The organism is Streptomyces sp. NBC_00358 (assembly GCF_036099295.1).
GTDB lineage: Bacteria > Actinomycetota > Actinomycetes > Streptomycetales > Streptomycetaceae > Streptomyces.
In genome coordinates, this window is the sequence record NZ_CP107976.1 from 9,133,688 (window position 1) to 9,151,568 (window position 17,881).

Annotated in this window: 16 protein-coding genes; 10 read left to right on the forward strand and 6 right to left on the reverse strand. The window is 69.2% G+C overall.

What is annotated here, in order from left to right; all coding sequences use genetic code 11:
- Positions 1-84: 84 nt before the first annotated feature.
- The 6 genes from OHT01_RS39280 to OHT01_RS39305 form a co-directional block, all read right to left on the reverse strand.
- Positions 85-819, reverse strand: coding sequence for an ABC transporter ATP-binding protein (locus OHT01_RS39280; protein WP_328557889.1), 735 nt, complete (start codon positions 817-819; stop codon positions 85-87).
- A complete protein-coding gene (locus OHT01_RS39285) occupies positions 816-2,648 on the reverse strand; it encodes a branched-chain amino acid ABC transporter ATP-binding protein/permease (protein ID WP_328557890.1) in 1,833 nt (610 codons plus the stop codon). Before OHT01_RS39285 ends, OHT01_RS39280 begins: the two co-directional genes overlap by 4 nt.
- Entirely contained in the window at positions 2,645-3,514 is an 870-nt protein-coding gene (locus tag OHT01_RS39290; protein WP_328557891.1) for a branched-chain amino acid ABC transporter permease, read from the reverse strand. The genes OHT01_RS39285 and OHT01_RS39290 overlap by 4 nt, the downstream gene beginning before the upstream one ends.
- An 8-nt stretch (positions 3,515-3,522) precedes the next feature.
- The gene (locus OHT01_RS39295) at positions 3,523-4,683 is read right to left on the reverse strand and encodes an ABC transporter substrate-binding protein (protein WP_328557892.1); all 1,161 of its coding nucleotides are present in this window, start codon (positions 4,681-4,683) and stop codon (positions 3,523-3,525) included.
- Between the two features lie 108 nt (positions 4,684-4,791).
- A complete protein-coding gene (locus OHT01_RS39300; protein ID WP_328557893.1) occupies positions 4,792-6,543 on the reverse strand; it encodes a thiamine pyrophosphate-binding protein in 1,752 nt (583 codons plus the stop codon).
- Entirely contained in the window at positions 6,540-8,042 is a 1,503-nt protein-coding gene (locus OHT01_RS39305; RefSeq protein ID WP_328557894.1) for an aldehyde dehydrogenase family protein, read from the reverse strand. Before OHT01_RS39305 ends, OHT01_RS39300 begins: the two co-directional genes overlap by 4 nt.
- A gap of 211 nt (positions 8,043-8,253) precedes the next feature.
- On the opposite strand from OHT01_RS39305, the gene OHT01_RS39310 reads away from it, so the two are divergent.
- From OHT01_RS39310 to pqqE, 10 genes are all read left to right on the forward strand, one after another.
- Positions 8,254-9,021: an IclR family transcriptional regulator gene (locus tag OHT01_RS39310; protein ID WP_328557895.1), complete on the forward strand. Its 768-nt coding sequence runs from the start codon at positions 8,254-8,256 to the stop codon at positions 9,019-9,021.
- Between the two features lie 49 nt (positions 9,022-9,070).
- On the forward strand, positions 9,071-10,279 hold the full coding sequence (locus OHT01_RS39315) for a CaiB/BaiF CoA transferase family protein (RefSeq protein WP_328557896.1): 1,209 nt from the start codon (positions 9,071-9,073) through the stop codon (positions 10,277-10,279).
- Positions 10,276-11,097: a citryl-CoA lyase gene (locus tag OHT01_RS39320; RefSeq protein WP_328557897.1), complete on the forward strand. Its 822-nt coding sequence runs from the start codon at positions 10,276-10,278 to the stop codon at positions 11,095-11,097. Before OHT01_RS39315 ends, OHT01_RS39320 begins: the two co-directional genes overlap by 4 nt.
- Positions 11,098-11,291: 194 nt before the next feature.
- Positions 11,292-13,439 (forward strand): outer membrane protein assembly factor BamB family protein, encoded by a 2,148-nt coding sequence (locus OHT01_RS39325; RefSeq protein WP_328557898.1) that lies wholly within the window; start codon positions 11,292-11,294, stop codon positions 13,437-13,439.
- Between the two features lie 130 nt (positions 13,440-13,569).
- Positions 13,570-14,550: a ThuA domain-containing protein gene (locus OHT01_RS39330; protein WP_328557899.1), complete on the forward strand. Its 981-nt coding sequence runs from the start codon at positions 13,570-13,572 to the stop codon at positions 14,548-14,550.
- An 80-nt stretch (positions 14,551-14,630) separates the two neighbouring features.
- A complete protein-coding gene (pqqA, locus tag OHT01_RS39335) occupies positions 14,631-14,762 on the forward strand; it encodes a pyrroloquinoline quinone precursor peptide PqqA (RefSeq protein ID WP_328557900.1) in 132 nt (43 codons plus the stop codon).
- Between the two features lie 12 nt (positions 14,763-14,774).
- The gene (gene pqqB, locus OHT01_RS39340; protein ID WP_328557901.1) at positions 14,775-15,674 is read left to right on the forward strand and encodes a pyrroloquinoline quinone biosynthesis protein PqqB; all 900 of its coding nucleotides are present in this window, start codon (positions 14,775-14,777) and stop codon (positions 15,672-15,674) included.
- Positions 15,671-16,435 (forward strand): pyrroloquinoline-quinone synthase PqqC, encoded by a 765-nt coding sequence (gene pqqC / locus OHT01_RS39345; protein WP_328557902.1) that lies wholly within the window; start codon positions 15,671-15,673, stop codon positions 16,433-16,435. Before pqqB ends, pqqC begins: the two co-directional genes overlap by 4 nt.
- Entirely contained in the window at positions 16,428-16,694 is a 267-nt protein-coding gene (gene pqqD / locus OHT01_RS39350; RefSeq protein WP_328557903.1) for a pyrroloquinoline quinone biosynthesis peptide chaperone PqqD, read from the forward strand. The genes pqqC and pqqD overlap by 8 nt, the downstream gene beginning before the upstream one ends.
- Positions 16,691-17,806 carry a pyrroloquinoline quinone biosynthesis protein PqqE gene (gene pqqE / locus OHT01_RS39355; RefSeq protein ID WP_328557904.1) on the forward strand — a complete coding sequence of 372 codons (1,116 nt, stop codon included), beginning with the start codon at positions 16,691-16,693 and terminating at the stop codon, positions 17,804-17,806. Before pqqD ends, pqqE begins: the two co-directional genes overlap by 4 nt.
- Positions 17,807-17,881 lie beyond the last annotated feature (75 nt).

Consider the following 17,881-nt stretch of genomic DNA (forward strand, 5'->3'; position numbering starts at 1 on the left):
GACGGCGTGGGCCAGGGCCCTCAGCCCGGGCACGTGGCGGTCGTCGGCCAGGGCGAGTTGGCGGTGTGTCGGTCTTGGCGGTATTCAAAGCCCCAGGTACACCTCCCGCACCCGCGGGTCGTGGCTGAGCTGTGCGGAGGTGCCGCGCATGGCGACCCGACCGTTCTCCATCACGATGCAGTGACTGGTCACCCCGAAGGTGAGCTTGGCGTTCTGCTCCACCAGGAGCAGGCTCAGTCCTTCCTCGCGCAGCCGCAACAGCACGTCGAGGATGTTGCCGACGAGCTTCGGCGACAGGCCCATGGACGGTTCGTCCAGCACCAGCAGGCGCGGCCGGGTCATCAGGGCGCGGCCGATGGCGAGCATCTGCTGCTGGCCGCCGGACAGCGCCCCTGCCATCCGCTCGCGCATCTCCTTCAGCACGGGGAAGAGGGCGTAGATCTCCTCGAGTTGCTGGTGGGTGTCCTTGTCCCAGGCGCGGGAGTAGGCGCCCAGGAGGAGATTCTTCTCGACGGGCAGCCCCGGGAAGACGTGCCGGCCCTCGGGGACGTAGCCGATGCCGTGGCGGACCATGTCGCGGGCCTTGACCCGGGTGAGGTCCTTGTCGCCGAGACGGATGCTGCCGCTGCTGCGCGGCACCAGGCCCATGAGCGCCTTGAGGGTGGAGGTCTTGCCGGCGCCGTTGGCGCCGATGATGCCGACGGACTGGCCGGGCTCCACGGTGAAGTCGATGGAGCTGACGGCTTGGACCCCGCTGTAGTGCACGCTCAGTTCCTGCACACTCAGGCACTCTGCGGTGGTGCCGGGGATGACCTTCACGAGGTCGCCTCCTTCGCACGGTCGGCCTGGTCGGCCTCGGGAGTGTCCATGCCGAGCTCGGCCAGGTCGGACTCGCCGAGGTAGGCCTCGATGACCTCCGGTGCGGTCACGACCTGCTGAGGAGTGCCCTCCGCGATGACGTTCCCGCTGGACAGGACGGTGACCACCTCGCACAGCGACATCACCAGTCCCATGTTGTGCTCGATGAGGATCACGGTGGTGCCGCTGTCCCTGATCGAGCGGACGATGCGGATGAGCTGCTGCACCTCCTCGCCGTTGAGACCGGCGGCCGGTTCGTCGAGCAGCAGCAGCCGGGGCCGGGCCGCCATGGCGCGGGCGATCTCGATGCGGCGCTGGATGCCGTACGGCAGTGCCGTGGGGTCGGCGTCCGCGAAGTCCGCGAGACCGAAGCGGTCGAGGACTTCGGCAGCCTGTGCCCGCAACCGACGTTCGTGCGCCCACACTCCGGGCTGCCACACGGCGTACTGCCAGATCGATCGGGTGCGGCTGCGGTCGAGCGCGACGAGGATGTTCTCGCGGACGGTCAGCTGCCCGAACAGGCGCAGGTTCTGGAAGGTACGGGACAGCCCGGCCAGCGACAGGACGTAGGGCCGGGTGGTGGTGGTGTCGCCGCCGGCAAAGCGGACCGTGCCCGCGGTCGCCCGGTAGAAGCCGCTGATCACGTTGAACAGGGTCGTCTTTCCGGAGCCGTTGGGACCGACGATCCCTCGGATCTCGCCGTCGTTCACGGCAAAGGACACCTCATCGAGCGCTCGCAGTCCGCGGAACTGCTTGGTGACGCCTTCCACTGCCAGCAGCACGCCCGCGGTGTCGGAACGCTCGATGGGGGAGTAGGGGGTGAAGGGCCGCAGTTCGGCGCGGACGGACTCCCGGCCGCGCCGACGCTCGTACACGCCGCGCAGCCGCGCCGGGATGCCGGCGAGACCGGTCGGCGCGAACACGACCATGAGGACGACCACGATGCCGTAGCCGAGTTGGGCGTAGGTGGAGAAGTCCGACAGCCATTCCCGGACCAGGGTCAGTCCGATGGCTCCGACCACACAGCCCACCAGGGACCGGCGGCCGCCGATGATGACCATCGCCAGCAGGATGAACATGTTCCCGATGGAGAACGTCTCCGGTGCGACGTAGCGGATGAGGCCCGAATAGAGGACTCCGGCGAGGCCGCCGTAGAAACTGGCCAGGAGGAAGGCTGTCATCCGCAGCAATGGGATCTCCGCACCCATCGCCCCGGCCGCCAGGGAGTCGTCGCGCATGGCGCGCAGACGACGGCCTAGCGAGGTTCGGACGACGAAGAGGCCGAAGACGAGCGCGAGGCCGAAGACCACGGCTTCCAGGTAGTAGTAGAGGTACTCACTGGACAGATCGATGCCCGGCAGCGTGGGGCCGGGTACACCGGAGATGCCGTCGGCGCCGCCGGAGATGTGGGCGTTGGTGATCCAGTTGATGAATCCCAGGGCGAGACCGAGGGTCACGATCCCCAGATAGTGCGACTGCATCCGCAGGGCTGGGATGCCGACGAACAGACCGGTGACGACGGTGGCCAGGACGGCGAGCAGGGCCGCGGCCCAGAAGCCGTACCCGTAGTGGGTGGTGAGGATGGCCACCGTGTAGGCGCCGACGCCGAAGAACGCGACCTGGGCGAGGTTGATCTGGCCGGAGATGCCCATCGCCAGGCCCATCCCGATCGCCAGCAGGGCGTAGAGGAGGGCGATGTCCACGACGTGGATGGTGTAGCTCCCCAGACCGTAGGGGAGTACCCAGGCGGCGACGATGATCGCGCCTGTCGTGCCGATGCGGGTCTTCATGCGCGGCTGACCGTCCTCTCGCCGAAGATCCCCGTGGGCCGGATCATGATCGCCACGGTGAAGACCAGGAACGTGACCAGGACCGAGTAGCCCTGGAAGTGGCCGGCCGCGTAGGAGTCGAGGACGCCGATCGCGATGCCGCCCACCACTGCCCCTTGGATCGAGCCGAAACCGCCGAGCATCGCCGCGGCGAAGCCCTTGATGCCCAGCGCCCCGCCGAGGGATGCGTCGACGTAGAGCATGGGGCCGACCAGGCCGCCCGCGAGGGCGGCCAGTCCGGCTCCGATGGCGAAGGCCAGGGCGTTGCTGCGGCCCACGTCGATTCCTACGGCGGTGGCCGCCTCGTGGTCCATCGCGACCGCCTGCATGGCCGCGCCGCGCTTGGTGCGTGACAGGAAGAGGGCCAGGGCGACGACGGCAATCGCGGCGACGGCCATGACCAGCAGGTCGTAGGTGCGTACTCGGATGCCGAGGATGTTCAGGGGTGCGGAGTGGAGGGGTGAGGGGACGGCGCGGCCGGTGGTGCCCCAGATGAGGACGGCGACCGCCTGGAGCACGATGCCGAAGCCGATCGTGCCGATCAGCATCAGGTCGAAGTCCTTGTTCTCCAGCGGGCGCAGAACCCGCTCGATGACCAGGCCGATGGCTCCGGTGACCACGATGGCGGTCACCATGGCCACGGCGAAGGGGAGTTTCGACGTCAGGTAGAACGTGGACGCGGCGTATGCGCCGATCATGGCGATGTCCGCGTGCGCGAAGTTGACCAGGCCCATCGTGCGGTAGACGAGGGAGAAGCCCATCGCGACCAGGGCGTACACGGCCCCGAGACTCAGACCGCTGACGAGCGTTTGCAGGGTGTCTTGCACGTTGTCCCTCAGTTCTGCGCGACGAGCGCGCCGGACTTGATGACTCCGATGCTGGTCCTGGTGATGCCGACGCCGTCGGCGCCGTACTGGAACTGCCCGAGCAGGCCGTCGTACCGGGTCGCGCGGATCGCGTCGGCGAGCTTCTTGCCGGTCGCCACCTTGCTGTTCTTCAGCGCGGTGAGCAGGATGCTGGTGCCGTCGTAGGCCTTGGCTCCGTGCAGTTCGGCGTCCTCGCCGTAGGCGGCCTTGTAGGCGGCGGCGAACTTCTGTGCCGCCGGGCTGACGTCGTTGCCGAGGTAGGGAGAGCTGACGATGGTGCCCTCCGCCGCCTCCTTGCCGGCGGTCTCCGTGAAGACCGGGGTGCCCTGCGGGGCGGCGCCCGCGAACGGCACGGTGATGCCCAGGTCGCGGGCCTGCTTGACGATGAGGCCGGCCTCGACCTCTTCCGAGCCGATGAACACCACCTGCGGCTTCTTCGCGCGGATCTTGGTGAGGGCGGCGCTGAATTCCTTCTGGTCGGTGGTGACGACCTGATCGGTGACCGGGGTGACGCCGAGGTCCTTGACGGCCTTGGTGAAGGCGTCGTGCTCACCGGTGCCGTAGGAGCCGTTGTTCGTGATCATCGCGATCTTCTTGTAGCCCTTGTCCTGGATCAGGTGCTTCGTGAGCGTGCTGTCGTAGGTGGTGCTGGTCGGACCGTTGAGGAACAGGAACTCGCTCTTCAGGGCCACGAGTCCGTCGGACTGGCCGGAGGTGATGTTGGGTATCCCCGCCTGCTTCAGGACGGGCGCCATCGCGATGGTGACGGCGCTCTCGGCGGTGCCGATCATCGCGATGTAGTGCTCGCTGGAGATCTTGCGGGCCAGGTTGGTGCCCGTGGTCGGGTCTCCCTGGTCGTCGAACGACTTCAGCTCGATCTTGCGGCCGTTGATGCCGCCCTTCTTGTTCCACTCGTCGACGGCGAGCTTGGCGCCCTTGTACTCCCAGCCGCCCAGAGAGGAGAGCTGGCCGCTGCGGGCGTCGACGACGGCGATCTTTATGGGGCCCGAGTCGGAGCTGCCGCTCTTGTCGGAGTCGCCGGGTGCGCTGCAGGCGGTGAGGGTCGCGGCCACGGCGATGGCGGCGGCGAACAGGGTGCGTGGGGCCGAAGGCTGGGAGATGCGGGACATGATGGTCACCTCGTCGGTGTCGGTGGGTCGGGAGGCAGGGGTGGGGGAGGCGACGCGAACCCCGCCGACCCGTGATGCCGGGGCCGGCGGGCGTTGCACAGAGGGGGATCAGAGGGTGTCGGCAGGGAAGCGGCCGGCGTAGATGTCCTTGATGTTCCAGTGACCCGGGGTGGGCACCGGTTCGTTGACCATGGGGACATCGAGGACTGCCGGGCGGCGGCGGGCGATGGCGTCGTCGAGCGCCTTGCGCAGGGCGCCGGGTGAGGTGACGGTGTAGCCGTCGGCGCCGCAGGACTCGCCGTACTGCGCGAAGTCCGGGCTGTAGGGCCGGCCTTCGGCGTCGGTGAACTCGCAGCCGTAGGAACGTCCGAAGGACGAGGACTGCAGGTCGGCGATGGTGCCGTGGGCGCGGTTGTTCATGACCACGAAGATGACGGGCGCGCCTTGCTCGACCGCCATGGGTACCGCGGGCAGTTGGGCGCTCATGCCGCCGTCACCGATGAGGGCGACCACGACGCGCTCGGGCTGGGCGATCTGCACGCCGACGGCCGCGGCTGGCCCGAAGCCCATGGTGGAGGCGCCTCCCGGAGTGATGAAGCGGCCTTCCTCGGGCAGTTCGTAGCACTGCGCGACGCCGTTCTTGTTCCAGCCGACGTCGGTGACCAGGATCGCGTCGTTCGGCAGGGCCTCGCGCAGGTCGGTCAGGATGCGCTGGGGCCGCAGCGGGAAGTTGTCGCTGCGTCCGGCCTCGCGTGCCGCGTCGAACACACCGGTTCGCGCGGCAGCGATGCTCTCGCGCAGGCCCGGACGGGAGACGGGCGTGCTCCGGCGGGCCCGGACCGCCGCACCGATCTTCTCCAGGGCGAGTTCCACATCCGCCACGGCACCGATGTGCACGGGGTAGTTGCGGCCGATCTCGGCGGGGTCGATGTCGATCTGCAGCAGCCGGCTCGGCGGGAAGTTCCAGGTGTACGTCGCGTCCCAGGAACTGGAGTCGGTCTCGGCGAAGCGGGTGGCCAGCGCCAGGACGACGTCGGCGCCCTTGGTGCGTTCGTGGGTGCTCTCCAGTCCCCAGAAGCCGGGCATGCCCAGCAGCAGGGGGTGACGGTCGGAGACACTGCCCTTGCCCATCAGGGAGTGGGCGAGCGGGATGTCGAGGTGCTCGGCGAGGGCCAGCAGTTCGGCGCGGGCCCGGGGGCCTCGCAGGCCGCCGCCGAAGTAGATCAGAGGCCGCTGGGCCTGCAGCAGTTCCTGGGCGATCCGGTCGGCGGTCGCCTCGTCCAGGCCGGGTCGGCCGAGGTGCCCGGGCAGCGGGTGGCCGTCGTCGTAGGGCGCGACCGGCCGGTTGAACAGGTCCATCGGAACATTGATCAGAACAGTCCCGGGTCGGCCGCTGACGGCGGTGAAGAAGGCTCGCTCGGTGACGCGCGGGATGTCCTGGACCCGCTGGACCTCCCAGGTGCGCTTGCAGAAGGGCCGGTAGATCGCGGTCTGGTCGGCGTCGGCATGGAGGTTGACCTCCTGATGCGGGTGCCGACCGTAGTAGTAGGAGGGGATGTCGCCGGTGATGACGACCAGTGGCACGGAGTCCAGGGCGGCCGTGGCGACGCCGGTGACGGCGTTCATCATGCCCGGCCCCACATGGGTGAGCAGCACTCCGGGGCGGCCGGTGGCCCGGGCGTAGCCGTCGGCCGCGTGGGCCGCGGCCTGTTCGTGCCGGGCGATCACGAACTCGATCGAGCTCGGGCCGAGTGCGTCGAGCAGGGCGATGTTGGTGTGCCCGCAGGTGCCGAAGACGTACTCCACGCCGTAGGACTCGAGCTGTGCGACGAGGGATTCGGCGGCGGTCACGGTGGTCACGAGTTCTCCTTGGGCAGCTCACGGCTGTCGCCCCAGATGGACAGTCCGCGCAGTACGAGGGTCTTGACGACGGTGTAGTCCTCGATGAGCCACCGAGGGGCCTCGCGGCCGAAGCCGGAGTCCTTCACACCGCCGAACGGAACATGGTCGAGACGGAAGTTGGAGGTCCCGTTCACGATCAGCCCGCCGACCTCCAGGCGTCGCCAGGCCGTGAGGATGCGGGTGATGTCGTGGGTGAACAGGCCGGCCTGCAGTCCGTACCGGCTGGCGTTGCACTGATCGAGAACGGTGTCGAAGTCGTCGAAGGGCAGGACGGCGACCAGCGCGCCGAACACCTCGTGCACGACCACGGAGGCATGGACGGGCGGGTCGGCGATGATGGTCGGGGCGGCCGTGGCGCCGTCACGGGTGCCGCCGCGGATCACACTCGCGCCCAGCCGGCGTGCCTCGCTCGACCAGGCCACCACACGTTCGGCCGCGTTCTCGTCGACCATGGAGCCGACATCGGTGCGGTCGTCGAGGGGATCACCGACGACCAGCGCGTCGACCGCCGCGGTGAAGGCGTCGAGGAACTCGGCGTAGCGGGACCGGTGGACGTAGACACGCTGGACGGAGATGCAGCTCTGGCCGGAGTTGCTGTATCCGGTGCGGGCACTGATCTTGGCGGCCGCCGCGGCGTCGGCGTCCTCGCACACGATCGTGGCGGCGTTGCCGCCCAACTCCAGGGCGAGCCGCTTTCGGCCCGCGGCGCGGGCCACGGCGGCACCCGTGTCGGCGCTGCCGGTGAAGCTGACCACGCTGACCGGATCGGCGGCGCACAGAGCGGCCCCGACATCACCGCTGCCGTGCAGCAGCTGGACCGCCTGGTGGGGCATGCCGCTGTCCAGGAGGAGGGCGACGACGGCGGCCGAGATGGCCGGCGCCTGTGGCGGGGCCTTGACCAAGGTGGTGTTGCCCGCCGCGAAGGAGGCGCCGAGCTTGTGGGCGAGGAGGTTGGCCGGTGCGTTGAACGGCGTGATGGCCAGTGCCACTCCGGCGGGCGCCCGGTAGGTGAAGGCGGTGTTGCCGATGCCGGTGTTCCAGCCGGCCACGGGCAGGGTCTCGCCGTCGATGCGGCGGGCCTCGGCCGCGCAGACCGCGAACGTGGAGGCCACCCGTTCGATCTCGGTGCGGCTGTCCTTGACGGGTTTGCCCAGTTCAAGGGCGAGAAGGCGGGCGAGCCGGTCGCGGTGGGCGAGCGCGTTGCGTGAGGCGGCTTCCAGGATGTCGGCCCGGGCGGCGGGCGCGAGGTCGGCCATCTGCCGCGCGTAACCGCCGGCCTGCGTGACCGCTGTGTCGATCTCTCCCTCGGTCGCGGCAGGGGCGCGGCTGACGGTGCGCCTCAGATAGGGGCCGGTGCGATCCGCGGGAGGGCCTTCGCCGCCCCAGGATCCGGCGATGTAGGGGAGGGCCTCGACCACGTCGTTCTGGTCGGCGGCCTTGAGGAGGTCTTGCAGCATCACGTCTCCAGAAAAAACCATCTGATGGTTTCCGTGGACTGCTCTGTGGACTGGCGTGTAACGTACGGGCGCCGGGAGGCCGTGGCAATAGGTCGGCATCAGGAAATTGAAACCAGCGGTTTTCGAATGGACCTTGGCTGGTGGAAGCTGTCCCCTCGAGCGTCGCGCCCGACAACGGGCCGCGCGGCCGACCACTGACGAAGGAGAGCGCATGGACACGGAGCAAGGACAAGGCGGCGTACGCAGCGTGCGCCGGGCTCTGGACATCCTGTCGCTGCTGACCGAAGATCAGCCCACCGTTCCTCTCAAGGACATGGTCGACGCGACCGGCCTGCCCAAGACAACCGTGGTGCGCCTCGTCCAGACGCTGGAGCAGTACGGACTGTTGTGGGCGACGCCCGGCGGCTACACGGCCGGGCCCGGCCTGTGGCGCTGGGCCCATCTGGCCCACACCAGCTGGGAGTTGCCGCCGGACACGCAGAAGCTGTTGCGTGAACTGGTCGACCGGCGCGGCGAGACGGCGAATCTGATGATCCGCCGCGACATCCACCGTGTCTGCGTCGCCCAGCAGGAAAGCCCTCAGCCTCTACGGCATGTGGTGCGCGTGGGCGACGAACTGCCGCTGTGGGCCGGCGCTTCGTCGAAGGTATTGCTCATCGGGGCCACCGATGGGCTGCTGCAACGGGTCGCCGCAGCCTCACCGCACGGCGTGGCCCATGTGCAGCAACTGCGGCTGTGGGCCGACGAGGCCGCCGGCCACGGGTGCGCCACCAGCCACGGCGAACGCGACATCGGCCTCACGGCCGTTGCCGTGCCCATCCGCACCCAGTCGGGTGTCACGGTCGCCTCCCTTTCGCTGAGCGGCCCCAGCGCGCGCATCACGGAGCAGGACATCGAGGTGTTCGCGGACGACCTGCGCGAAACGGCCGCACGCATCGCCTCTCAGGGCTTCCACCACCCCCTGGGGCCGCGCACCTAACCACGCCGGCAGCGGCACCGCAGCAGGCGCCGCTGGAAGGAGACGTCATATGCACGTTCGCCCACTTGATGGAATACGCGTTCTCGATCTCACGAACGTGCTGGCAGGCCCCTACTGCAGCTACCAGCTCATGCTGATGGGCGCCGAGGTGGTCAAGATCGAGCGTCCGGGCCAGGGTGATCTGGCCCGGATCCTGGGCCCCGATCCTTCTCTCAACCGGGACGGTGTCGGGGCGTCGTTCCTCGCCCAGAACGCGGGCAAGAGCTCACTGGAGCTCGATCTCAAGGACACCGCCGACCGGGTCCTTTTCGAACGGCTCCTGTCCGGGGCGGACGTTCTGCTGGAGAACTTCCGGGCCGGTGTCCTGGACAGGATGGGCTACGGTGCGGAACGCCTCGCCCAGCTCAACGGACGTCTCGTCTACTGCTCCATCTCCGGCTTCGGACAGGACGGCCCGATGAGCGACGCGCCGGCCTACGACCAGATCGTCCAGGGCCTCACCGGCATGATGAGTATCACCGGCACCCCCGAGACCGCGCCCCAGCGCGTGGGCTTCCCCGTCTGCGACACCACCGGTGGGCTGATGGCCGCGTTCGCCATCAGCGCCGCCCTGCTCCACCGCGAACGCACCGGGCACGGCAGCCGTCTCGACGTCTCCATGCTGGAGGCGTCGCTGTCCGCCATGGGCTGGGCCGTCTCCAACTACCTGGTCAGCGGGATCCCACCCGAACCGCTCAGCGACCAGAACCCCACCGCGGCCCCCTCCGGCACCTTCCACGCCCTGGACGGGCCGCTCAACATCGCGGCGAACCAGCAGCGCCAGTTCGAGGCGCTGTGCCGGCTGGCCGGTGCGCCGGAACTGATCACCGATGACCGTTTCGGCGAACGGGAACAGCGCAAGATCCATCGCGACGAACTCAACACCGCCCTGAACGAGGCACTGTCGAGCCGTCCGGCCGCCGACTGGGAGCGCGAGCTGAACGCCGCCGGTGTGCCCGCCGCCCGGGTGCTCACGGTGCCCCAGGCCCTGGAACAGCCACAACTGGCGCATCGGAACTTCATCACCAGCGTCAGCCATCCAGGACGTCCCGGACGGCCACTGAATGTCGTGGGCAACGGCGTTCTCGTCGACGGGGAAGCCGTCAGCCCGCCCTCTCCGCCGCCGCTGCTGGGCGAACACAACGCCCTCCGTGAGGAGATCGCGAGCCGCTGGCTCGACGCGGCCGCCCGGACAGCCGGAGAGGCCGCCGCGTCATGACCAGCGCCGACGACGACGCCAGTGAGGCCGCACAGTGGTGGGCCACCGCGGTCAGCCACATCGAACCCGGCAGCATCGAACTGCGCGACCACCCGGTGCAGGACCTCATCGGCACGGCAAGCCTGGTCGACATCATCTGGCTGATGCTGCGCGCGACCACACCCGCGCCACGTGAATCGTCCCTGCTGGAGGCCGCATTGGTCGCCGGTGTCGACCACGGGCCCCAGGCCCCTTCCATCGCTGCCGCCCGAATGGCGGCCACCTGCGGAGTCGGCCTCAACAACGCCGTCGCCACCGGTGTGAACATGCTGGGTGACGCCCACGGCGGGGCAGGCCAGCAGTGCGTGGAGATGCTCACCGACATCCGCGACCTCCACGCCCTGGGCGGCAGTTGGCAGGAGGCGGCCCAGGAGGTCATGGCCGACTGGCAGAGCCGCTCGCGCTACCTTCCGGGCTTCGGCCACCGCTTCCATCCCATAGACCCGCGGCGCGACCCGCTGATCCAGCTCGTCCAGCAGGCGGTCTCCGACAACGTCGTCGGCGGCGACTTCCTCGACGCGGCCCTCGCGGTCGAGGACATCCTCACAAGACGCCGGGCCGGCGCACGGCCCGTTCCGATGAACATCGACGGAGCCACCGCCGTCATCTACGCCGAGCTGGGCTTCTCCGCCCCGCTCGCCCGCGGCCTGTTCGTCCTCAGCCGCTCGGTGGGCATCCTGGCGCACGCGTGGGAGGAGAGCGGGCAGGGTCGCCGCAACAAGGGCCCGATCCCGCGCGACGTCCTCCCGGCCCGCCTGCCCCAGCCGAAAGACGCGTGAACAATCCGCGTCACATCCCTTGCCACACCCCCGGCGCATCCCTAGCGTAGCTTTCCGCCAATCGGCAACCACCGTACGGACCATCCGAACCGTACAACGGACCATGATCCGCCCAGCAGCTTCCCTCCCCCCACCTGAGACTCCTCAGCCCCGCCACTGACGGGTATTCCAGGACTCGTCATGAAAGAGGGACCATGGACAGACGCAGCTTCCTCACCTCGACCGCGGCCGGAACGGCCACCACCGTCGCCCTGCTCAACGGCACACCCGCCCAGGCCGACACGGCCGACAACCTGGCGCGGCCGGTGCCCGACCAGGCCCACACCGCCACCGCCGCGAACTACCCCAAGGCCGGCGGCAACCTCGGCAACCACAGTTACTCCTCGCTCAAGAAGATCACCGCGGGCAACGTCCGCAAGCTCGGCGGCGCCTGGCACGTCAACCTGGAGAACGGCTCCACCTCCTCCGCCCAGCAGTGCGCCGTCATCGCCCAGGACGGCGTGCTCTACCTGGCCACCACCCAGCAGAACGTGTTCGCCGTCGACGGCCGCACCGGCCAGGTGAAGTGGAAGACGAGCGTCGGCACCGACACCACCAACATGCGCGGCCTCGCCCTCGGCGAAGGACTCGCGTTCACCATCTCCGGCGACAACAAGGTCTACGCCCTCGACCAGAAGACCGGCGCCGTCGTGTGGAGCCGCGAGCTGATGGTCGAGGACCAGGGCGACCCGGACTGCGACCCGGCCTCCGGCCAGTGCGGCGGCAGCAAGGGCGGCCTCGCCGGAGCCGCCGTGTACTGGGACGGGCTCGTCTACATCGGCACCCAGGGCAGCACCGCCGGCGCCCGCGGCCGCGCCTACGCCCTCGACGCCCGCACCGGTGAGGTCGCCTGGGTCTTCTGGGGCACCCCGGGCCCGGGGGAGTACGGCAACGGCACCTGGGAGGGCGACACCTGGAAGACCGGCGGCGCCGTCTGCTGGATCCACCCCGCCGTCGACCCCGAACTGGGCATCGTCTACTGGACGTTCGGCAACCCCTATCCCCGCACGGACGGCTCCACCCGCGGCGGCGACAACCTCTTCGCCAACTGCCTGGTCGCCATGGACGCCAAGACCGGACAGCGGCGCTGGCACTTCCAGTCCGTGCACCACGACATCTGGGACTACGACGGCGTCATGTCCCCCGTGCTCGCCGACATCCTGATCAAGGGCAAGAAGCGCAAGATCGTCGTCTACGGCAGCAAGACGGGCATGTACTACATGCTCGACCGCGCCACCGGCAAGCCGATCCACGGCATGGAAGAGCGCCCGGTGCCGCAGCACGTGGCCCAGAAGACCGCCCCCACCCAGCCGTTCCCCGGCGGCGAGCCCTTCGTCGAGACCGAGCCGCGTATCGACAAGGCCACCCGGCCGGTGCCCTTCTACCCGACCGGCGGCCTCTTCGAGGCCCACTGGGACCGCGCGACGATCATCTTCCCCGGCGCGGGCGGCGGCGCCGACTGGTCCTCCCCGTCCTTCAGCCACCGAACCGGCCTGGTCTACGTCGGCTACGGCCTCATCAACTCCGCCTACTCCAACACCCATGGCGGCCGCGTCAACACCGCTCGGCCCCTCGGCGAGTACTTCGCCGGCGGTCTCGCCGCCGTCGACCCGCGCACCAACACCGTGGCCTGGCGCCAGGAGGGCGAGTGGTCCCTCGCCCACGGCAACGGTGTCCTCAGCACCGCCGGCGGCGTGCTCTTCCAGGGCCGTCCCGACGGCGTGCTCACCGCCCTCGACGACCGTGACGGCAGCGAACTGTGGACCTGGCAGTGCGGCGCCGGCGTCAACACCAACCCGCTGACCTACGAGATCGACGGCGAGCAGTACATCGCCGTGCTCGCCGGCGGAAACGGCCTGCCCTACCCGGACATCCCCAGGGGCGACCACCTGTGGGCGTTCAGACTCGGCGGCACCGTGAAGCCGGCCGCGGCCCCCATCCCACCGTCCAAACGCAACCAGATCCGGACCGCCGCCGTGACCGGCGACACCGCCAAGAACACCATCACTTTGGGCCGGACCTGGGACAACGCGAAGAATGCGCCCGGCGCCACCGAGAACCTCGTGGCCCAGAGCGCCATGGCACCGCAGCACCTGAGCATCGCCAAGGGCACCACGGTCACCTTCGTGAACCCCGCGGACAACAAGTCGGCGCACGGCGCCGTCTCCTTCTTCGAGGCCGAGTTCGACACCGGCCTCCTCATGCCGGGCCAGTCCTACTCGTACACCTTCGACACCCCCGGCGAGTACTTCTACAACGACCCGATCGCCCCGCAGAACACCGGCAAGATCGTCGTCCAGTAGCAGCCCGCCCACTGCACCGCGCTCTTCCAGCCGCTTCGCGGCAGCCCTGCACGCCAGTGTCCGCTCCTGGCCCAGACCGTTTCCGCGAGGCCGCCCCACCGCGCTCTTTCGAACGACGTAAGGACGCCCCATGAGAACCAGACTCCGCATGCGCCCGCTGCATGCAGCACTCACCGGCGCCGCCACGACGGTCGGCATCACCGTCGCCCTGGTGGCCACCGGCACCCTCAGCATGGCGCAGGGCCGCATCGGCCAGGGCGCCCAGGAACTCGGCGACCCCGACTACGGCGTATGCCGCGGCGTCGACGCCCACTGCTACCACGACTGGGGCAACTTCGACACCACCAAGGGCTTCAAGGTCCTGCTCTACACTCACACCGCAGGCCCCCGCCACGCCAACCTCGGCCCGGTGCTCGCCACAGGCATGAACCCGCCCCTCACGGATGCCAACGTCGTCCAGAAGGCCGTGCTCAAGCTGGGCGCGGACAACGGCTTCCAGGTCGACTACACCGAGGACGTCTCCCAACTCGCATCACCCGCAACCCTGTTCAAGTACAACGCCGTCATCTTCTACTCCACCAGCCGCGACGCCCTCGACGACGCGGCTCAGACCTCACTGCGGCAGTACGTCCGCGGCGGCGGCGGATTCGTCGGCGTCCACAACGCGTTCGGCACCGAGTACAACTGGCCCTGGTACGAGGGTCTGCTCGGCAACGCCAACTTCTACGACCACGGTCCCGAGCAGCCCGGCACGGTCGAGACCGTCGACCGCAGGGACGTCTCCACGAAGTCGCTGCCCTCCAAGTGGAACTTCTCCGACGAGTGGTACAACCTCGTCCCCGCACCGACACGGGTGCGTGTCCTGGCCGACGTCGACGAGAGCACCCTCGCCAAGGGCGTGACCGGCAACTACAACCATCCCGGGCACGGCGAGAACCACCCCGTCGCCTGGTGCCAGTACTACGACGGCGGCCGCGCCTGGCTGACCACACTCGGCCACGATGCCAAGGACTTCTCCACCGACGGCTCCTTCGCGGGCGCCGCCGAGTTCCAGAGGCTCCTCCTCGGCGGCATCGAATCCGCCATGGGCGAGACGCCGTTCTGCAAGTGACGTCCGGCCGCAACCGGCCGGCCGGCTCCCGGCGCCCACCACGGCGCCATCACCCCTCCCGACAGGAAGGCAAGATCACCATGCACGACGAGACCCGTACCCAGCACCCGGCCGAGCCGGCAGCCCGAACTCCCGAGGGCTGGCAGAGCCCCGACTTCACGGTGGTCGACACCGCCCTGGAAGTCACCGCCTACTCGCTGCGCACGAAGTAGGGAGACTCCGCCGTGCTGCTGCGCATCCTCGGCACAGCAGCCGGTGGTGGCATCCCGCAGTGGAACTGCGCGTGCCCCGGCTGCACCGGGGCACGCCACCACCCCTCACGCCGACGCCTGCACGACGGATTGGCCCTCCAACCGGCGGACTCAGGGGCCTGGTTCCTCGCCAATGCCACACCGGACATCGCCGAGCAGCTCGAAAGCCACCCCGGCCTCAGGCCCGACGCCGGACAGGAACGCACACCCGTCGTACGCATCGTTCTCACCGACGCCGAACTCGACCACACCCTTGGCCTCCTGCGGCTCAGGGAAGCCTCCCGCATCGACATCTGGTGCACCGAACCCGTCCGCAAAGCCCTGACCACGCGCCTGGCCCTCAACGAGGTCCTTGCCCCTTACACCACGCTGAACTGGTACGACCTTCCCCTTACCGGAGCCGAACACCCCGCAGACATGGGCGGACTTGACGTGAGCGCCATCCCGCTGTCCGCCAAACGCCCCCGCTACGCAGCCGACGAACCAGCGCACCCGGCCTGGAGCACCGCTCTCAAAATCAGCGACCGCGCCACCGGGAAGACCGCACTGTACGCGCCGGCCCTCGCGACCTGGAACGACCGCCTCGACGACGAAATCGCCGACGCGGACTGCGTCCTGATCGACGGCACCTTCCTCACCGACGACGAGCCCTACCGCACGGGCTTCTCGCAGCGCACCGCCTCCGCCATGGGACACCTGCCCATCGAAGGCCCGCACGGCACCGCCCTCCGCCTCCAAGGAAGCGGCGGACAGATCCTCTACACCCACCTCAACAACAGCAATCCACTGGTGGACCCGGACGATCCCGCACACGAACGGCTCGCCGGCCTGGGCCTGGGCGTTGCCGCAGACAGGATGGTGGTGTCTCTATGACCACGACCGCACCCGACACCGCGCTCGTCACCCACCACCGCGCCACCCAGGACGGCCCGGCACCCTGGACCGCGGACGAGCTGGAACACCGACTGCGAGAACTGGCGGTCAGCCGCTACCACGACCGCCACCCCTTCAACCAGCGCATGCACGAAGGCCGACTGACACCGGCCGAACTGCGGACCTGGGTCGCCAACCGCTTCTACTACCAGTGCAACATCCCCATCAAAGACGCACTCATCCTGAGCAAGCTCCACCTTCCCGCGCAACGCCGTTCCTGGCTACGACGCATCCAGGACCACGACGGACACACCGACCAGGACGGCGGCATCGAGAGATGGCTCCAGCTCGGCGAAGCCGTCGGCCTGCGCCGTGACGAGCTGCTCGACCATCGACACCTCCTGCCCGGCGTCCGCCTGGCCGTGGACGGCTACGTCAACTTCTGCCGCAACGCCGGCGTGCTGGAAGCCGTGGCCTCGTCCCTGACGGAACTCTGCGCTCCGTCGATCATGCTGACGCGCCTGGAAACCTTTCCCCTGTACTACCCCTGGATCAACTCCGCCGGCCTTTCGTACTTCCGGGGCCGCGTCCCCCAGGGCCGGCGAGACGGAAGCGAAGCCCTGGGCTGGGTACGCACGTGGGCCACCACAAGCGAGCAGCAGCACCAGGCGATGGCCGCGCTGTCCTTCAAGTGCGACGTCCTGTGGAGCCTGCTCGACAGCGTTCAGCAAGCCGCCGACCAGGACCGCCACCGTGTCTGACCCCTCCACCTGGCGTCCCCGCCTCCCGCCCGCAGCGCGCCTGCGTCACGACCAGGTCCGCCACACCGACGTCCTGCTCCTGCCCGAACGGGTCATCGTCCTGCACGGCTCCGGCCGGGCCGTCCTCGACCTGGTGGACGGCACCCGCACCGTCAACGAGATCATCGCCGCCCTGGCGCCGGAACCCGTCCCCGACAGGATCCGCGACGACGTCACCTCGTTCCTGAACAAGCTCCACACGGAAGGCGGCCTGCGATGACGGCTCCCACCCCGCCCTGGGCCCTGCTGGCCGAACTCACCCACGCCTGCCCCCTGCACTGCGCCTACTGCTCCAACCCCCTGGAACTGACCCGCCGTTCGCAGGAACTCACCGCCGGCCAGTGGGCCGACATCTTCCACCAGGCAGCGGAACTCGGCGTCCTGCACACACACCTCTCCGGCGGCGAGCCCCTGCTGCGCAAGGATCTCGAGCAGATCACCCGCTCCGCGGTGGACGCAGGCCTCTACACCCAGCTCGTCACCAGCGGCGTCGGACTGACGGCCGAACGACTCGACGACCTGGTGGATGCCGGGCTGCACAGTGTCCAACTGTCCATCCAGCACGCCGACTCGCGCCGGTCCGACGACCTCGCCGGCCACCCTGCCTTCACCGCCAAACAGCAGGCTGCCGCGCTCGTCAGGGAACGCGACCTGCCCCTGGGCATCAACGTCGTCCTGCACCGGCACAATCTCGAGGCCCTGGACGCACTGATGGAACTCGCCGTGGCCTGGGACGCAGAACGGATCGAGCTGGCCAACACACAGTTCTACGGCTGGGGCCTGCTCAACCGAGCCGCGCTCATGCCGAGCCGCGAACAGTTGGCCGCCGCCGGAGCGCAGGTGAAGGCCTGGAAAGAACGACTCGACGGCACTGTCGAGGTCACCTGGGTGGTGCCCGACTACTTCTCCGGAACCCCCAAGCCCTGCATGGGAGGTTGGGGCGCCGTCTCGCTGACCGTCACGCCGGACGGGACGACTCTTCCCTGCCCGGCAGCGGCAACGCTGCCCGGGCTCGATGCGCCCAACGCCACCGAGCGGCCCCTGCGTTGGATCTGGGAGGAGTCACCCGCCTTCAACGCCTACCGCGGTACCGACTGGATGCCGGATCCCTGCCGCAGTTGCGAACGGCGGACCGAGGACTTCGGGGGGTGCCGCTGCCAGGCATTCGCCCTCACCGGAGACGCGTCCCGTACCGACCCGGCCTGTTCACTGTCGCCGGACCACGCGACTCTGATCGATCTCACGCGCCCCGGTACTCCGCCTGCCCTCATACCCCGCCGTCCTGCGGCAACAGGCCGACACCAGGGGCGCACTGGGGGGCAACTGCCTTGAGACGCTGCGGGGAGCGGCGAAAGGGCGAGCACGTCGTCTCTGCCGCAACGGAGGGTCCGCCGACCGGCGTCGACG